This window comes from Parathalassolituus penaei (genome assembly GCF_026626885.1).
Lineage (GTDB): Bacteria > Pseudomonadota > Gammaproteobacteria > Pseudomonadales > Oceanobacteraceae > Oceanobacter > Oceanobacter penaei.
On sequence record NZ_JAPNOA010000020.1, the window covers coordinates 54394 to 71425 of the forward strand.

At 57.2% G+C, this 17032-nt stretch carries 13 protein-coding genes and 1 tRNA gene; 5 read left to right on the top strand and 9 right to left on the bottom strand.

Features of this window, described 5'->3' with window-relative positions; all coding sequences use genetic code 11:
* Positions 1–63: 63 nt before the first annotated feature.
* Positions 64–480 (bottom strand): ribosome-associated heat shock protein Hsp15, encoded by a 417-nt coding sequence (gene hslR, locus OUO13_RS07150; protein ID WP_283173182.1) that lies wholly within the window; start codon positions 478–480, stop codon positions 64–66.
* Positions 477–1157, bottom strand: coding sequence for a GMP/IMP nucleotidase (gene yrfG, locus OUO13_RS07155; protein WP_283173183.1), 681 nt, complete (start codon positions 1155–1157; stop codon positions 477–479). Before yrfG ends, hslR begins: the two co-directional genes overlap by 4 nt.
* A 42-nt stretch (positions 1158–1199) precedes the next feature.
* On the opposite strand from yrfG, the gene nudE reads away from it, so the two are divergent.
* Entirely contained in the window at positions 1200–1766 is a 567-nt protein-coding gene (gene nudE / locus OUO13_RS07160) for an ADP compounds hydrolase NudE (RefSeq protein WP_283173184.1), read from the top strand.
* Positions 1767–1782: 16 nt separating this feature from the next.
* Here nudE and OUO13_RS07165 read toward each other — a convergent pair whose 3' ends face one another.
* From OUO13_RS07165 to OUO13_RS07180, 4 genes are all read right to left on the bottom strand, one after another.
* A complete protein-coding gene (locus tag OUO13_RS07165) occupies positions 1783–3927 on the bottom strand; it encodes a PAS domain-containing hybrid sensor histidine kinase/response regulator (RefSeq protein WP_283173185.1) in 2145 nt (714 codons plus the stop codon).
* Between the two features lie 30 nt (positions 3928–3957).
* A complete protein-coding gene (locus OUO13_RS07170; RefSeq protein WP_283173186.1) occupies positions 3958–4641 on the bottom strand; it encodes an LrgB family protein in 684 nt (227 codons plus the stop codon).
* Complete coding sequence (locus tag OUO13_RS07175; protein ID WP_283173187.1) at positions 4638–4973, bottom strand: CidA/LrgA family protein; 336 nt, start codon at positions 4971–4973, stop codon at positions 4638–4640. Before OUO13_RS07175 ends, OUO13_RS07170 begins: the two co-directional genes overlap by 4 nt.
* 31 nt (positions 4974–5004) lie before the next feature.
* A tRNA-Leu gene (locus tag OUO13_RS07180) sits at positions 5005–5089 on the bottom strand.
* 152 nt (positions 5090–5241) lie between these two features.
* On the opposite strand from OUO13_RS07180, the gene OUO13_RS07185 reads away from it, so the two are divergent.
* The 4 genes from OUO13_RS07185 (at position 5242) to OUO13_RS07200 (ending at position 9997) form a co-directional block, all read left to right on the top strand.
* The gene (locus tag OUO13_RS07185) at positions 5242–6258 is read left to right on the top strand and encodes an AI-2E family transporter (RefSeq protein WP_283173188.1); all 1017 of its coding nucleotides are present in this window, start codon (positions 5242–5244) and stop codon (positions 6256–6258) included.
* Between the two features lie 118 nt (positions 6259–6376).
* A complete protein-coding gene (locus tag OUO13_RS07190) occupies positions 6377–7072 on the top strand; it encodes a response regulator (protein WP_283173189.1) in 696 nt (231 codons plus the stop codon).
* Between the two features lie 29 nt (positions 7073–7101).
* Positions 7102–8445, top strand: coding sequence for an ATP-binding protein (locus tag OUO13_RS07195; RefSeq protein ID WP_283173190.1), 1344 nt, complete (start codon positions 7102–7104; stop codon positions 8443–8445).
* Positions 8446–8734: 289 nt separating this feature from the next.
* The gene (locus OUO13_RS07200) at positions 8735–9997 is read left to right on the top strand and encodes a malic enzyme-like NAD(P)-binding protein (protein ID WP_283173191.1); all 1263 of its coding nucleotides are present in this window, start codon (positions 8735–8737) and stop codon (positions 9995–9997) included.
* Between the two features lie 111 nt (positions 9998–10108).
* On the opposite strand, the gene ppk1 is transcribed toward OUO13_RS07200, so the two are convergent.
* The 3 genes from ppk1 to OUO13_RS07215 all read right to left on the bottom strand — a co-directional run bounded on the left by ppk1 (position 10109) and on the right by OUO13_RS07215 (position 17029).
* The gene (ppk1, locus tag OUO13_RS07205; RefSeq protein ID WP_283173192.1) at positions 10109–12217 is read right to left on the bottom strand and encodes a polyphosphate kinase 1; all 2109 of its coding nucleotides are present in this window, start codon (positions 12215–12217) and stop codon (positions 10109–10111) included.
* A gap of 9 nt (positions 12218–12226) precedes the next feature.
* On the bottom strand, positions 12227–13237 hold the full coding sequence (hemB, locus tag OUO13_RS07210; protein WP_283173193.1) for a porphobilinogen synthase: 1011 nt from the start codon (positions 13235–13237) through the stop codon (positions 12227–12229).
* Between the two features lie 1095 nt (positions 13238–14332).
* Positions 14333–17029 carry an intermembrane phospholipid transport protein YdbH family protein gene (locus tag OUO13_RS07215; RefSeq protein ID WP_283173194.1) on the bottom strand — a complete coding sequence of 899 codons (2697 nt, stop codon included), beginning with the start codon at positions 17027–17029 and terminating at the stop codon, positions 14333–14335.
* Positions 17030–17032 lie beyond the last annotated feature (3 nt).

The window sequence follows — 17032 nt, forward strand, 5'->3', positions numbered from 1 at the left end:
TAGTCGTGGGTGACGATGCGGGTCGTCCGGTAGGGCAGCAAGATGGGGTCAAACCGGCGGACTTCAATAGAAGTCGGGCCAGTCTGCCGGTTGCTGCTGCGCTTCAAAACGACGCATGTCGCGGCGTTCTTTCTTATTAGGGCGATGATCAGGAACGACCTGGCTGAGGGCCAGGATACGGCGGCGTTCACCTTCGTCCATCCGTTTTTTGATGCTTTCCGGGGTTTCCTCGTACAGCAGGCGTGCCTCCGGGGCACCACGACGCTGTTCCGACAGTGCCTTGATGATCACTTCTTTTTCATCAAAGCCCTGGCGGATGGTCAGTTTGGCACCTACTTCCGGGCTTTTGCTGACCTTGCAGCGTTGCCCTTCGTAATGCACCTTGCCACCTTCAATTGCGGTTTTGGCCAGCGCCCGGGTTTTGAAAAAACGGGCGGCCCAGAGCCATTTGTCGAGTCGGATCTTGTCGCTGTCGTTCACGCCTGATCTGAGTCCTGCTGGCCGGGGGCCAGTTCATCAAAGTGGTAGATTCCGGGGAATCGGTCGCTGACAACCGGTGCCTTGGCACTGTCGGGATGGAAAACCATCAGCAGGTGGCCAATACCCCATAGGGCTGCCGATTCTAGCACAGCCTGGCTGTCGTCAATCAGCAGCGTGCGGGTCGGATCAAAGGGTTCGTCTTGCAACAGATGATCCCAGAAAGCCTGGGTTTCCTTGGGCTCCCGATAGTCATGAGAACTGATAATACGGTCGACGTACTGGTCGAGGCCGGTATGTCGCAGTTTCAGATTAACGCTGTCACGGTGGGCATTGGTGACAATTACCCGACGTTTGCCTGCCAGCTTCAATTGTTGCAGAAAGTCCTGAACATGGGGGCGGAAGCCGATTTTATAGGCGACGTCTTCTTTCAGGCGCGCCACCGGCAAGCCGGTCAGTTCACTCCAGTAATCCAGACAGTACCAGCTGAGGGTGCCGCGCAGGCCCACAAAACTTTTATCGAGCTCTGCCAGGGCTTCTGCCGGGCTGATGTTCTTGCTGGCCGCATAGGCTTTGGGCAGGTGTTCCAGCCAGAAATAATTGTCGAAGTGGAGGTCGAGCAGGGTGCCGTCCATGTCCAGCAAAACAGTATCAATTTGTTGCCAGTCGGGTGCGGTCATGGGGTTATACTCAGTTATCAGATTCTGAAATCGGGGCAATTCATGCGCAGCAAGCCGGAAATTCTTCATCGTTCAATTGTGGCCGAAAGCCGGTTGTTCCGGGTCGAGTCGGTGGAACTTCGTTTCAGCAATGGCGTTGAACGTACCTACGAACGGCTGGCGCCGCGTGGCAACGGTGCGGTGATGCTGGTTGCCTTGCTGGATGATGACACTGTTGCCCTGATCCGTGAATACGCGGGCGGTATCGATGACTACTGTCTGACCCTGCCGAAGGGCGCGATTGATATGGGAGAGTCGCTGGCGGATGCTGCCAACCGCGAGCTGCAGGAAGAAGTCGGTTTTGCTGCCCGTGAGCTGACCTTGCTGAAAAAGCTGACGCTGTCACCGGGTTATATGAGTGCTGGTCTGCAACTGGTGGTAGCGCGTGATCTGTATCCGTCAAAGCTGGATGGCGATGAGCCGGAACCTCTGGAAGTAGTCCCGTGGAAACTGTCTGAACTGCCACAACTGTACGCCCGTGAGGATTTCCACGAGGGCCGTGCGGTTGCCGCGTTGTCACTGGTACAGCTGTGGCTGGCCGGTGAATTTGAAGGTACTCGCCTGCTGTAGTTTCCCCGGTTGCTGATTATGGCGCTGCCAGCGTTGGCAGCGCTTCCAGCAGCGCCTGGCGTAGCTGTTCAAGCCGAATCGGTTTGCTGATAAAGCCATTCATGCCTGCTTCCAGACAACGGCGTCGATCTTCCATCATGGCATTGGCCGTTAACGCCAGAATCGGCACGGTATTACATTCGTCTTTCAAGGCCCGAATCGCGCGGGTCGCTTGAATGCCATCCAGTACCGGCATGTTGATGTCCATCAGCACCAGATCAACCGGATGGCGTTGTACCGCTTCTACCGCCTCTTCACCGTTATTCACATTCAGACAGGTCAACCCCAGCTTTTCGAGCATGCGGGTGGCAACCTTGCGGTTTACCTCGTTATCTTCGGCCAACAGTACATGGCCTTGTAAGTGTGCCGGTTGTAGGCGAGCGGCGGGCCCTGACGATGTTGGCAGGCTGGCCTGGCGTATTGGTAGGGTAAGGGTAAAAGTACTGCCGCGTCCTGGTTCGGAGTGCAGCAGGATCTGGCCTTTCATGGCTTCGGCGAGATGGCGGCAAATGGTCAGGCCCAGTCCGGTGCCTCCGTAACGGCGACTGGTGCTGCTGTCGGCCTGACGGAAAGCCGAGAAAATCTGCTCTTGCTGGTTGGCTGAGATACCAATGCCGGTATCAATAATGGCGATGTCCAGCCGGTATTCCCGTTGAGCGGTTTGCTCCCCTTCAACCCGGATTTCAATCCGGCCTTCTTCGGTGAACTTGAGGGAGTTGCTGAGCAGGTTTGTGATGATCTGGCGCAGGCGTTTGGGGTCGCCGCGCCATTGATGTGGCAAGTGACCGCTATAGTAATAAATCAGATTCAGATGCTGACGGCGTGCTGGTTCACGAAATAACTGGCAGATCTCGGTGAGTAGCTGGTTGAGGTCGAAATCGATGTCTTCGAGTTCCAGATGGCCGGATTCGATTTTCGACAGGTCGAGAATGTCGTTGAGAATTTCCAGCAAGCCCTGCGATGAACGATGAATAATGTCGAGGTAATGACGTTGTTCATGGCTGAGGCTGGAGTCGAGAATCAGCTCGGTGGCACCGAGAATGCCGTTCATCGGGGTGCGAATTTCATGGCTCATGTTGGCCAGGAAAATCGACTTGGAATGGTTGGCCTGTTCGGCTTGGGTCAGGGCCTCGCGAATGCGCTGGTTGGCAGCTTCGAGGGCGGTGCGGTTGGCGATGATTTCGGTCATATCGAGGCCCGCCAGCAATAACTCCTGACAATCGTCCAGCCAGGTAATGCGCCAGTTAACAATCCGTTCACGACCGTGCGTGGTTACCAGCGGAAACTCCAGCGCCAGGCTACCGTTTTGACGGCCAATCACATTTTTAATTTGCAGCTCGGTAGCCAGTGCCTGATGGCGAGGCATCAGCCAGCTCAGTGGGAAACCGTTGATCTGTTTTTCCGACAACTGTAGTAGTACCAGAGTTTGATGATTGACTCGTCGTACCATGCAATCAGCATCACACACCAACAACAGTGTCTGCATGGTTTCCATATAAGTGCTGAGGCGTTGCTGTTCTTCGCGCAGCAGAATTTCCATGTAGTGACGTTTACTGATGTCATCACCGGTCACCAGCAGGTATTGGTTGTTACCCTGACTCCAGGGGCGTACTCGAATCGCCCAACGCCCAACGTCGCCTTCGCGATCGATCAGGTTGCATTCAAAATCCACCAGTGCGTCGCTGTCAGCTGCCTGCTCCAGATACTGACGAATCCGATCCTGTTCATCGGGGGTCTGGATAGTAACCAGAAGGTCACCGATGCTCAGGTTGAACAGGCGAAACAGATTGGGGTTGGCGTCCATCAGGCGTTGCTGACGAGTGATCCGCATGGCAATACCACTGACGTGTTCCCAGGTGAATTCATGCTGGTGGCGGCTGGACTCCAGCGCTTCGGCCAGAGGTCGCATCAGATGGAAAATGGCAACACACAGCAGCAGGATAATGGCTGCCAGTAACAGGCTGCCGGTTCCCCAGAGTTGCCAGAACAGTATTGGTGATACCTGCCGGGGCGCCGGATTGATGGGCGACAGATAGTAGTCGAGCGCTAACGCCAACAGGGTACAACTCGCCACCAGTGCGGCAATGGCAAGGCCAATCAGTTGGCGAAAATGCTTGTCCATGGCAAATCCTGTCCGGGCCGTTGAGCGGCATCAGCCAGCAATCAGCGGAATCACCAGAGCGTGCAGGGTGGCTGTCAGGGTCATGGCCATAGCCGCGTAGGCTGAGGCTTCGGGGCCCAATTCGAGGGCGCGACCGGTTCCGATGGCATGACCACAGATGCCCAGGGTCAGGCCTTGGGTGTGTGGCTGGTTAATGCCCATCAGGGACAGTATAGGCACAATCATCACAGCGCCAAGAATCCCGGTCACAATCACAAAGGCCGAGGCCAGTGCCGGATCGCCGCCAAGCTGGCTGGTAACGGCAACCGCAACCGGCGTGGTAATGGATTTGGTTAACAGGGTGGTGCTGATCAGGCTGTCACCCAGCCACCATTGGCTCAGCGCCCATGCACACAGAATGGTCGTGCCGCTGCCGAGACTGATGGCGAGGGCAATCCGTTTCCAGTGCGCGCGCATGGCATGTAATTGCTGATACAACGGCACCGCCAGCATCACAATCACTGGACCCAGCAAATCATGCAGGTAACGGCCACCTTCCATGTAGGTCTGATATCCGGTGCCTGTGCCTTCCAGACAGATCGCCATCAGCACAATGGACGTCAGGATCGGCGGCAGGAACACCGGTTTGCCACAGCGCAGGTACAGTTGCTGGCCGACGATAAACGATGCAATGGTAAGCGCCGCCCAGAACAGTGGGGTATGCAGCAGAATCATCGCGAAGCGTCCTCTTTGCCCATAATCCAGCCACACACGAGGATGCCTGGAATCAGACTGATGGTCAGAATCAGCAGCAGCAGAGGACCGTGATCGAGCAGTAACTGTTTGTGGGTAATAATGCCAACACTGACCGGCACCAGAAACATGGGCAACCAGGGTGACAGGGTGCGGGTGATGGCTTGCAGGGATTCAGGGATAGAGCCGCGGAAGATCAGGAACGCCAGCAATAACAACATGCCGGTGATGGCCGCCGGGATGGGCAGGCCGAGAAAACTCTGTAGCCAGGTACCGGCCAACAGGAACACCAGAAGAATCAGCAGGCCGTGCATGGCAGTCTCCATACTGTCTGATTCTGAAGTCTGGTGCGGAAGGAGAGACTCGAACTCTCACGCCTTGCGGCGCTGGAACCTAAATCCAGTGCGTCTACCAATTTCGCCACTTCCGCTCCGTAGGGTGCGCAGAATACAGAAAGCCTTTTCTTTTGCCAAGGAGCACACACGTTCCCGAGTGCAGACAATTGGCAAAGCAGTTAATCTGCCTGACATATGTATGGCTATTAAATGACCACTGAATATGGTTCACAGGAGCAACCCCAAGGTGCAGGACTCATCCGGACTGGCTGGTAACCGGCTGTTATTGCTGGCAGCGACCATGATTATCATCGCCGGAATCAAGGCTGCGGCCAGCATCATGATTCCGTTCCTGTTAGCGATTTTTACGGCCATTGTCAGCGCACCGCTGATGTTGTGGTTAACCCGTCGTGGTGTGCCCGATGTTCTGGCGGTGTTGCTGATGCTGGTACTGTTCCTGCTGGCCGGGTTCGGCCTGACGGTTTTCCTCGGTGGTACCGTGAACGCTTTTTATGAAGACATTCCGGTCTATGAAGAACGGATCGCCGTCATGACCGACAGTGCCGCCAACTGGGTACGTGGTTATGGCTTTGATGTGCCCGATAATCTGGTCGCCGACTACTTTAATCCGGGCATGGTGCTGGGGATGGTCGGCACGATTTTTAATGGTCTTGGTGGTGTGCTGGCCAATGCCTTGCTGATTCTGTTCACGGTGATTTTTATTCTGCTGGAAGCGCCGTCGATGCCGGCCAAACTCAAACGTGCCTTTGGTGAAGAGACCAATGCGTTTGAACACTTCGCCCGCTTCAGTGATCTGGTGCAGCAGTATCTGGCCATCAAGACGCTGGTGAGCCTGGGCACTGGCGTAACCATCGGTATTGCCTTGTGGATTATTGGCGTGGATTACGCCGCCGTTTGGGCGCTGATTGCCTTTCTGCTGAACTATATTCCGAATATTGGCTCCATCATTGCCGCTGTACCGGCGGTGCTGATTGCACTGGTACAGCTCGGTGGTGGTGAAGCGGTGGCAACCATTGTGGTGTACGTGGTTGCCAACACTCTGTTTGGCAACGTGGTGGAACCCCGCATGATGGGGCGTTCGCTTGGGTTGTCGACCCTGGTGGTATTCCTGTCTCTGGTGTTCTGGGGGTGGGTGCTGGGGCCGGTTGGTATGTTGTTGTCGATTCCACTGACCATGGTGGTCAAGATTGCCCTCGAAGTGCGGCCACGCACCCGTTGGCTGGCGACCTTGCTGGATCATTGAGTAACGGCAATGCAAGTGACGGTATGGACTGTCAGATTGCTGCAACAGGGATGCAAAAAAGGGTAAACCGCCTGTGGAGCAACGGGCGCATCCTCTAGACTGTAGGGGGAGGACCAATATGAAATCGATTCTGTTAGTTGATGATGATACCGAGCTGGGTGAGCTGTTACAGGAATACCTGGCGATGGAAGGGTTTGAGCTGACCCTCGCCCACGATGGTGAGCGTGGCTTGCAGCTGGCCCTGACTGGTCAATATGACCTGGTCCTGCTGGATGTGATGTTGCCACGTATTAACGGCTTTGAAGTCCTGCGTCGTCTGCGCAAGGAATCCAGTGTGCCGGTGATCATGCTGACCGCTCGTGGTGACAGCGTGGACCGTGTACTGGGCCTGGAGCACGGTGCCGATGATTACATTCCGAAGCCATACCACCACCACGAACTGGTAGCGCGTATTCGTGCCCTGTTCCGCCGTATCGACCTGTCGGGTGATAACAGCGGTGCTGCTGGCAGCCGCCTGCTGCGTGTGGGTGAGCTGATCCTCAACCCGTCTGACCGTGGCGTCACTGTGAATGGCGAATCCCTGGTACTGACCGGTGCCGAGTTCGGAGTGCTGCAGTGCCTGATGGAACATGCCGGTGAGCTGGTGTCCAAGGATGCCTTGTCGATGGCTGCCCTCGGCCGTGCCCTGATGGCGTACGACCGCTCCATTGATATGCACGTCAGTAACCTGCGCAAGAAACTGGGCCATCGTGATGACGGTAACGACTGGATCAAAACCGTGCGCAGTCGCGGTTACCTGTTGGTGAAACCCTGAATTCCGTCCAAACCCATACAGCGACCACCATGACCTGGTACCGGTCGCTGTTCTTCAAGATTTTCCTCTGGTTCTGGCTGGTTGTGTTTCTGGCCATGGGCCTCGCTGTGATCACCAGCGAATGGCTGGACGATGACTACTTTGTCCCTGCCAGTCGTCAGGATGTCATGCTGGTGCTCGATCTTATCGAGCGCCGACCTCCAATTCTGGCCGAAGGCCGCAAACTCTGGCGTCATCTGCAGCCGGGCTGGAACCTGGTCTCGGTGCAGGTGGATTCCGTTGATGAGTTACCCCATGACCTCGAAGAATTTGCCGATCAGGCGGTCGAGCAGGGCGAACTCTTGTACGGCCAGAACGATGGCTGGTTGATGATTGGCCCGGTCCAGAGTGGAGACTATCTGTATATCGCGGTATCCCGACGCGATTGGCAGCATCTGCTCGACGATCGCCAGCGTTGGGTATTGCCGTTGCTGATTCTGGTGCTGGTGACCTCGTTGTGTTTCCTGCTGGTATGGAGCCTGACCCGGCCAATCCGGCGGTTACAGCAGGCGGTGCGGCAAATGGCCGACGGCAACTTTGATGTCAGTCTGTTGCAACGCGACCTCAGTCGTCGTGACGAAATCGGCGAGCTGGTGGTGGAAGTGATGTCGATGGCCGAAGCAACCCGGCGTCTGTTGCAAAGCCAGCAGCAGCTGCTACGAGATGTCTCCCATGAATTACGTTCACCGCTGACCCGTTTGCAGATCGCGCTGGGTATTGCCCGCAAAAAAGATCAGGCTGGAATTGTCAGTAATGAGCATGATCGGATCGAGCGGGCCGTGGCTCAGGTCGACAGCCTGATCAGCCAGATCCTGGACCTGGCGCGCCTCAGCCAGCTGGATGATACCTCGCTGCTGCGAGAGCAGGAGCCAGCCGATCTGATGCTGCAAAACTGGCTCGAAGACGCCGAACTGGAGATTGCCAACAAGCAGCTGCAACTGCAGGTGCAGAATCACGCTGGTCAGCTGGATGCCAATTGGGACTGGGTGCTGATGGAGCGGGCGGTCGACAACATTCTGCGAAATGCCATCCGTTTTGCACCGGAAGGGTCTACCCTGAAGGTGCAGCTGGAGCGTCGGGACGATGGCCAGATCCTTATCACCATAGCGGATCAGGGGCCTGGCGTTCCGGAAGACATGCTCGACACGATTTTTGCACCATTTATGCAAGTCGATCAGACCCGCAGCCCGGGTGCCAACAGTGGCGGTTATGGTCTCGGGCTGGCACTGGTCAAACGTATCATCGAGTTACACGGGGGTACGGTGCAGGCGCGTAATCTTGGCCCGGGTCTGGAAGTGGCACTGACTCTGCCTGCCGGACTGAGTCACTCATAACGCTGGATGTGGTACTGTCCGGTGTGGATGGCACCGGTAATGGATTGCTACTTTCGGACAATGCTGGCCAATTCGGGCCATTCCTCCAAGGTTATGCCTGGCTTGCGCCAAAGCATCATTAGCGTAATGCAAATACGCTATATAGTGGAAAACCCATCGGGTTTTTGCTATTAAAGATGCCCTCTTGTGGCCTATGTCCAGCTAGACGATGGTACTAGTTTGTACAAAATCGGGCTGGTTTGGGAGCGCAAGAGCTTTTAATTACACCAAAAACGACTGGATGAGCACTATGTCAGAAGATTTGAAACAAGCAGCTCTGGATTATCACGCCAATCCCAAGCCAGGCAAGATCGGCATCATGCTGACCAAGCCTGCCAAGACTTCCCGCGACCTGTCCCTGGCTTACAGCCCAGGTGTGGCAGAGCCAGTGAAGGAAATTGCGGCTGATCCTGAAAACGCTTACAAGTACACCAGCAAAGGCAACCTGGTGGCTGTTATCTCTGACGGCACTGCCATTCTGGGTCTGGGTGACCTGGGTCCACTGGCTTCCAAGCCGGTAATGGAAGGCAAGTCACTGCTGTTCAAACGTTTTGCTGGCGTTGATTCTATCGACATTGAAGTGGAATCGGAAAGCCCTCAGGCGTTTATCGACACAGTACGTCGCATTGCGATCACTTTTGGCGGTATCAACCTGGAAGACATCAAGGCTCCTGAGTGTTTCGAGATCGAACGCACCCTGATCGAGCAGTGTGATATTCCGGTATTCCACGATGACCAGCACGGTACTGCTATCGTGACCGTTGCCGGTGCCATGAACGCTCTGGAAATCGTTGGCAAGAAAATCGAAGACGCCAAGATGTGTGTACTGGGCGCCGGTGCTGCTGCGATCTCCTGTTCCAAGCTGCTGATCATGGCTGGCATGAAGCCAGAAAACATCTTCATGTGTGACCGTAAAGGCGTGATCCACAGCGGTCGTGACGACCTGAACCAGTACAAGGCCATGTTCGCTGTTGAGACCAACAAGCGTACTGTGGACGATGCACTGGAAGGCGCTGACATTTTCCTGGGTCTGTCTGGTCCTAACATGGTGACTGGCGAACAGATCAAGAAGATGGCTGCTGACCCTATCATCTTCGCTTGTGCCAACCCTGTTCCGGAAATCATGCCGGAAATCGTGGCTGAAGCGCGTCCGGATGCCATCATGGCGACTGGCCGTTCTGACTACCCGAACCAGGTTAACAACGTTCTGGGCTTCCCGTTCATTTTCCGTGGTGCCCTGGACGTACGTGCCAAGCGCATCAACGAAGACATGAAACTGGCGGCTGCTCGTGCACTGGCTGGTCTGGCCAAAGAACCGGTAACCCAGGAAGTTCTGGATGCATACGGTCTGGAATCTCTGGAATTCGGCCGTCAGTACATCATTCCGAAAGCGGTTGACTCCCGTCTGCTGGGCGTTGTGTCCACTGCGGTAGCCCAGGCTGCTATCGACACTGGTGTGGCTGCTGGTCCGCTGCCAGCCAACTACCCTCTGAAGTCTATCGAAGACATCTGAGGTTTCCTGCCCTGACCGGCTACGGCCGGTCTGCCGGATAATAAAAAACCGCCGTTTCGCGAGAAACGGCGGTTTTTTTATGCCGCTGACCAGCAGCGGCAGGGCAGTTCCTTAAACGGACGCCGCCAGGGTTTCCAGCAGCATGGTCTGGGCACGGATCACAGCTTCACCTTCTTGCGGGGTGCGGCGCACGTAGGTGCCATCCGGCTGCAGAATCCAGGCCTGGCTGTTATCCAGCGTGTAGGATTCCAGCTCGGTCTTCATACGTTCTTTCAGTTTCGGGTTTTCCACCGGGAAGGCGGTTTCCACCCGACGCAGCAGGTTACGTTCCATCAGGTCGGCACTGCCGGCGTAGATTTCGTCTTTGCCACCGTTGAGGAAGTAATACACCCGGGTGTGTTCGAGGAAACGACCAATAATCGAGCGTACTTCGATGTTCTCCGATACGCCCGCAACTCCTGGACGCAGGCAGCACATACCACGAATGATCAGTTCAACCCGTACACCGGCCTGGGAGGCCTTGTAGAGGGCACGAATCAGGCGTGGTTCGGTGAGGCCGTTGGCTTTCATACGAATCAGCGCTGGCTGGCCAGCTTCGGCCTGGGCGCGCTCACGGTCGATCAGCTCGATCAGTTTCTTGTGCAGGGTAAACGGTGCGTGGAACAGCTTGCGAACCTTCTGGGCAGCACCCATACCGGTCAGCTGCTGGAACACGGTGTGCACGTCTTCACCAATCACATCGTTACAGGTCAGGAAGCTGTAGTCGGTGTAGGCGCGGGCGTTACCGGCGTGATAGTTACCAGTCCCCATGTGTACGTAACGTTTGTAGCGGTCTTCTTCCTTACGCACGATCAGCGCCATCTTGGCGTGGGTTTTGTAGCCCACCACGCCGTACACTACCACGGCACCGGCTTCCTGCAGACGGTTGGCGAGGTAAAGGTTTTCTTCCTCGTCGAAACGCGCGCGCAGTTCGATTACGACGGTAACTTCCTTGCCGTTACGGGCGGCGTCGACCAGCGCGTTGACGATCTCGGATTTGGCACCGGTACGATACAGGGTCTGTTTGATGGCCTTGACCGCCGGGTCCTTGGCCGCTTCGCGCAGCATGTCGACCACCGGTGTGAAGGACTCAAACGGGTGCAGCAGCAGGGTGTCTTTTTCGCGAATGCTCTCGAAGATGCTCTTCTTGAACTTGATGTGTTTGGGCAGGCCCGGCGTAAACGGCGTGTATTGCAGGTCCGGGCGGTTGATTTGGCCAATCACTTCCATCATACGACCGAGGTTAACCGGGCCGTTGACCTTGTAGAGGTCGTTCTTTTCGAGGCTGAACTTGCGCAGCAGGAAGTCACTGAGCGCTTCCGGACAGTTGTCAGCGACTTCCAGACGCATTTCCTCGCCGAAGTTACGGGAGTGCAGTTCGTCTTCCAGTGCTGACGCCAGGTCGTTGGTGCCATCTTCGTCGATTTCGAGGTCGGCGTTACGGGTTACCCGGAACTGGTAACAGCCTTTTACCGTCATGCCCGGGAACAGCTCGTCGGCGTATTCGTGGATCATGGACGACAGGAAAATAAAGCAGTCACCACCGCTGGAGATGGCATCCGGGATACGGATGATGCGTGGCAGTGAGCGCGGCGCCGGAATAATCGCCAGACCGGTTTCACGGCCGAACGCATCCTTGCCTTCCAGCTCAACAATAAAGTTGAGGCTCTTGTTTACCAGGCGCGGGAACGGGTGTGACGGGTCCAGACCAATCGGGCTGATCAGTGGCAGGATGTTGTCATCGTAGTAACTGCGCACCCACTGGCGCTGTTCTTCGGTCCAGTCGCGGCGACGCAGGAAGTGAATGTTTTCACGCTCCAGCGCTGGTAGCAGAGTGTCGTTGAGAATGCGGTACTGGCGTTCAACGGTTTCGCTGCAGAGGGTGTGAATGGCATTCAGCACCTGTTGTGGGTGCATACCATCCGCACCGGCCTGCTCGCGGTTGAAGGCCAGCTGGCGGGTCAGGCTGGCTACCCGCACTTCATAGAATTCGTCGAGGTTCTTGCTGAAGATACAGAGGAAGAACAGACGATCGAGCAGTGGATGGCTCTCGTCGAGAGCCTGCTCCAGAACCCGGATGTTGAACTGCAGATGGCTCAACTCACGGTTGATGTAGTACTCACTGCTGGTCAGGTCGATCACGGGTGCGGGAGCTTGTTCGATGATCTGTTCTTCACTCATGGGAGGTCCTTAGCGGTTAATCCACTCGGCGTACTGTTTGGCAAAATAGGTCAGGATGCCATCGGCGCCAGCACGTTTGATACACATCAGCGACTCGGCCATCACGGCGTTGTCGTCGAGCCAGCCATTCATGGCAGCGGCCTTGTGCATGGCGTATTCACCACTGACCTGGTAAACAAAAGTCGGGGCCTGGAATTCATCCTTGATACGGCGAACGATATCGAGGTACGGCATACCCGGTTTGATCATGACCATGTCGGCACCTTCAGCAAGGTCGAGCGCCACTTCGTGCAGGGCTTCGTTGCTGTTGGCCGGGTCCATCTGATAGGTCTTCTTGTCGGCCTTGCCGAGGTTACCGGCAGAGCCCACGGCATCACGGAACGGGCCGTAATACGCCGATGCATACTTGGCGGAGTAGGCCATGATGCGGGTGTTCACAAAGCTTTCTTCTTCCAGCGCCGCGCGGATATCACCAATACGGCCGTCCATCATGTCGGATGGAGCAACCACGTCGGCACCGGCTTCAGCATGGCTGAGGGCCTGCTTTACCAGGGTTTCGATGGTGCGATCGTTCAGCACGTAACCGTCCTGATCGATGATGCCGTCCTGACCGTGAGTGGTGAACGGATCGAGCGCGACGTCGGTGATCACACCCATGTCTGGTACGGCATCCTTGATGGCGCGTACGGCACGCTGGGCCAGACCGTTCGGGTTGAAGGCTTCTTCAGCAAATTCGGATTTGGCCGTGGCCGGAGTCACCGGGAACAGGGCTACCGCTGGAATACCCAGCTTGTAGAGGTGTTTCACTTCGGCGACCAGCAGGTCAATGGACAGGCGTTCGATACCAGGCATGGAGACAATCGCTTCACGCTCCTGATGACCTTCCAGCACAAACATCGGATAAATCAGGCTGTCGACCGTCAGCTGCGTTTCGCGCATCAGGCGACGGGAAAAATCGTCGCGGCGCATACGGCGCATGCGGGTATCCGGGAACATGCGCTGAGAGTCGGTGAAGGACATACGGGTCTCCTGAGGTTGGCAAGCAATCTGGACGATTGTAACGCGCTTTTTTTATCCATAGGCGGAATTTTCCGGTGCACGAAGCGGGCAACCCTTGGAAAAACCCGGAAACCTGATCTGGGCCATGAGGGCGGCAGTGTGAGACAGTTTTATGACAATTCTGTTACAGGATAGTCTGGCGTCTGGCCGGGCCGCGATCGGATCTGGCGTCTGGCGCTTTGCGGCTACTCGGCTTGTTAATTGGTCTGGCTGCTTGCCCTCTTGGGGGACCTTGTCCCCCGGCCGGGCGGGCCTCCCCCTGCTTTTGCCCGCTGGGCTCGTTTTTCCGGTATTCCCCGACAACGGCGTTTCGACCCCGGCCCGATGGCACGTCCCTGTGCCAACGGGCCTTGCGGGGCATCCATGCCCCGGCCGGGTCGGCCGTTGCGGTGAATCCCGGCTCGCCCAGATGGGCAATGAACGGTGGCCAGCTGCGCTGGGTGAAATCGGTGTGCCGGTGGATGCTGTTCGTCCGACGTCCGACGTCTGGCGGCTACTCAGCTTGTTAATTGGCGACGCTGCTTGCCCTCTTGGGGGACCTTGTCCCCCGGCCGGGCGGGCCTCCCCCTGCTTTTGCCCGGCTGGGCTCGTTTTCCCGGTATTCCCCGACAACGGCTGTTCGACCCCGCTCAGATGGCACATCCCTGTGCCAACTGAGCTGGCGGGGCATCCATGCCCCGGCCGGGTCGGCCGTTGCGATGAATCCCGGCTCGCCCAGATGGGCAATATCGTAGCCAGCTGCGCTGGGCTAAATCGGTGTTGATGGATGTTGTTCGTCCGACGTCAGACTTCTGGCGTCTACTCGGCTTGTTAATAGGCCTTGCGGGGCATCCATGCCCCGGCCGGGTCGGCCGTTGCGATGAATCCCGGCTCGCCCAGATGGGCAATATCGTAGCCAGCTGCGCTGGGGAAATCCGGTGTTAATGGATGCTCTGTTGTAGTGTGGGCATTTATGCCCACAAAAATCTCCCCCGACGCCCGACGCCCGACGCCCGACGCCCGACGCCCGACGCCCGACGCCCGACGCCCGACGCCCGACGCCCGACGAGAGTGGTTTTATTGTCCGTACTTTTTCTCGACCCGGCTGATAATGTCGTCAGCAACCCGCAGGCTTTCCAGCAGGTCGAGCAGGTTGTAGTCGAGGTTGATATTGAGGTTGGTGGATTGGCCACCAAAGAAGTCGGGGTTTTTGCCTTCGAACTTCATGGCCAGATGCAGGCTGCCATCCGGTTGGTAGTTGATGGTGGAGCCCAGCTCGCGGAACTGGAAGTTCTTCAGGGCCTGCATGGCCAGCCCTACGGTTGGATCGGCATTACTGAGGTTGATGCTGGTGTCGTTGTGATAACGGATGGCACCACCCGGTGCGCGGGCGAACAGGGTGCCGTCTGGTACGGATGGACCGGCGGCGGTAATCACAATCGGCAGCAGGCCATCCATCACGCCGTTGGCCTGTACCTCGGCCGAGGGTTCCAGCGCCGCCATTTCCGCCAGCTGCAGGTTGTTGATGCTGACGTTAAAGGCGTTAACCGCTTCGCGGCTGTCGTAATGGGCGGCCGGAATATGGATGCGTCCACCCAGCACATCGGTGTTGATTTCTTCGAGGTCGAGCAGATACCAGCTGAAATCCGCCGGGATTTGCAGGCGCGCACGGGCCAGCAGGTTGCTGAAGTTGAGACCGTTATTCAGGGTACTGGCGGTGAGCTGGGCATCGGCCACGTAACCGGCACCCTTGCTGCCGGGCGGCTCTCGCAGCGCCAGCAGGAAGTCCCAGCCTTCAACACTGAGGCTGTTATTCCAGATCAGGCTGATGTCGTCGGCTCGCAACATCATGTCCGGATGCAACTCGCCCTGTTTGTCCCAGTCGAGCCAGCCTTGTCCACTGAGCTGGCCAGCGAGTAACTGCACGCCGGTGAGGTTTTCCATGTCCTTGAGGCCCATGGCTTGCCAGTTAAGGTTAAAGCGGTCGAGGTGCCACTGGGCTGAACCATCACCACTGCTGAGGTTGTGTTGCAGGCGCGAACGCAGCAGCAGTTGCTGATTGGCCGCTTGTAACTGCAGATCGGCATCGATCTGGTTGCTGCTGGCCTGCCAGCGTAATGGCCCAAACAAACGTGCGGCCGGAATTGGCCATGGGTCGAGATGGGAATCACGCACCCGCAGGTCGAGCTGACATTGCGGGAAACTCATGCTCGGCTGACATTCGAGGCTGCCGCCACCGAGCTGGATGTAGTCCTTGTTGCGGGTCAGACGCAGCGGATCGGTGGTGATTTTCCAGGGTGCGGCTTCAATCCGGTAACCCAGTTGCGGATGCGGGATCAGGGTCAGGTTGGCGGCTTCCTGCAGCTTCATCAGCAGTGGCTGGCTGCTCCAGCCGGTTTGGGTGCGGAAACGTTTATCCGGTTGCAGGCGTGCTTGCAGGCTGTTGATCGTCAGCCGTATTTGTTCCGATTGCCAATGAATGCTGGTACTGGCGTTGGCGTTGAGCGGGCCAAACGGGGTGCTGGCGGTCAGGGTCGGATTGGCGCTGATATCCAGCTGCTCATTTTCCCAGACACCGGTGACGGCCGGATTCACCGTCAGTGATTGCCCGGACTGTTGTAGTCCGACCTCCCCTTGCTGGGTGAACTCGCAGCGTCGCAGGTTATCGTCACACTGGCCGCTGACTTGCAGCTGGCTGGCGCGCACCTGCAGACGCTGGCCGTCGGCCGGCTGATAAGCGAGGCTGAATGTCGGGCTCAGGATTTGCCAGTCCCATTGGGCTCCGGCGTTATGATCGAGGCTTATCTGCAGCTCACCATCCAGCTGTTGCCACGGCTGCCGGGTGCCGGTCGCCAGTGGCAACCGGGTGTTGCTGTGAATGCTGAGATCGCGGGGCAAAAGGGCGGCGGCGGGTAATTGCAGTTCGACTGTGCTGATCAGTTGTGGGCCGGGGATCGGCAAGCCGGTGGGCACTGGTAATCCACTGCTGCTGGCTTGCTGCAAACGCGGGTAAAGCGCGGCCAGCTCCAGTTGCTGGCGCAGGTCGATACGGGTGTTGCCCTGATCCTGTTGGATATTGGCATACAGCTGCAGCAGCAGGGTTTCCTGCTCCGACAGCTGCAACAGCAGTTGGCCACTCTGGCTCAGCTGGCTTTCCAGTTGCCATGGCTGGTCGAGGCCCTTGAGCTGGACGTCGCCATAAACACGCCATTGCTGGACATTCAGCTGGCTGGCAAGGGAGGCATCCAGCCATGGATGATGCACGCTGAGGGTGTGAATCCGGATACTGTCGAGTGGCAGGGCCAGCCAGTCTTGCAGTTGTGGCAGATTGATCGGCTGTTGCTGTTCGATGGCGGTTTCGAGACGTTCACCGGCCTTGCGACCGGCTTGGCTGACACCGGCAACGGCCAGTTGGCTGCCTTGCTGATTCAGTGTGATGGTCAGTTGTTCGATATCAAGTCGACGCGGATGGGTCTGGCGGTTTTGCCAGAGCGCCGGGAATTCAAGGTGGAGATTGTGCAGTTCAGCTTCGCTGCCATCGGTCAGTTGCAGGCGTGCCGTGCTGATATCCAGACGTTGCCAGCTGAGGTGGTCGATGTGCAGTTGTAATTCAAGGCCGGTTAACCAGTGTGCGGCGCCCGGTAAACTCTGATTGAGCAGCGGGCGCAGCCAGTACGGCAAGGTCAGCGGGATGGCGATCATGCACAACAGAACCAGCAGCAGGGGTTTGCCTGCACGCCAGTTACTGAAGTTCAGCCATCCCGGGCGCTGCATGGA

Excerpts from the sequence above, each read along its gene's own strand:
- yrfG (WP_283173183.1), bottom strand. The coding sequence starts at position 1,157 with ATGACCGCACCCGACTGGCAACAAATTGATACTGTTTTGCTGGACATG.
- nudE (WP_283173184.1), top strand. The coding sequence starts at position 1,200 with ATGCGCAGCAAGCCGGAAATTCTTCATCGTTCAATTGTGGCCGAAAGC.
- OUO13_RS07165 (WP_283173185.1), bottom strand. The coding sequence starts at position 3,927 with ATGGACAAGCATTTTCGCCAACTGATTGGCCTTGCCATTGCCGCACTG.
- OUO13_RS07170 (WP_283173186.1), bottom strand. The coding sequence starts at position 4,641 with ATGATTCTGCTGCATACCCCACTGTTCTGGGCGGCGCTTACCATTGCA.
- OUO13_RS07175 (WP_283173187.1), bottom strand. The coding sequence starts at position 4,973 with ATGCACGGCCTGCTGATTCTTCTGGTGTTCCTGTTGGCCGGTACCTGG.
- OUO13_RS07190 (WP_283173189.1), top strand. The coding sequence starts at position 6,377 with ATGAAATCGATTCTGTTAGTTGATGATGATACCGAGCTGGGTGAGCTG.
- OUO13_RS07195 (WP_283173190.1), top strand. The coding sequence starts at position 7,102 with ATGACCTGGTACCGGTCGCTGTTCTTCAAGATTTTCCTCTGGTTCTGG.
- OUO13_RS07200 (WP_283173191.1), top strand. The coding sequence starts at position 8,735 with ATGTCAGAAGATTTGAAACAAGCAGCTCTGGATTATCACGCCAATCCC.
- ppk1 (WP_283173192.1), bottom strand. The coding sequence starts at position 12,217 with ATGAGTGAAGAACAGATCATCGAACAAGCTCCCGCACCCGTGATCGAC.
- hemB (WP_283173193.1), bottom strand. The coding sequence starts at position 13,237 with ATGTCCTTCACCGACTCTCAGCGCATGTTCCCGGATACCCGCATGCGC.
- OUO13_RS07215 (WP_283173194.1), bottom strand. The coding sequence starts at position 17,029 with ATGCAGCGCCCGGGATGGCTGAACTTCAGTAACTGGCGTGCAGGCAAA.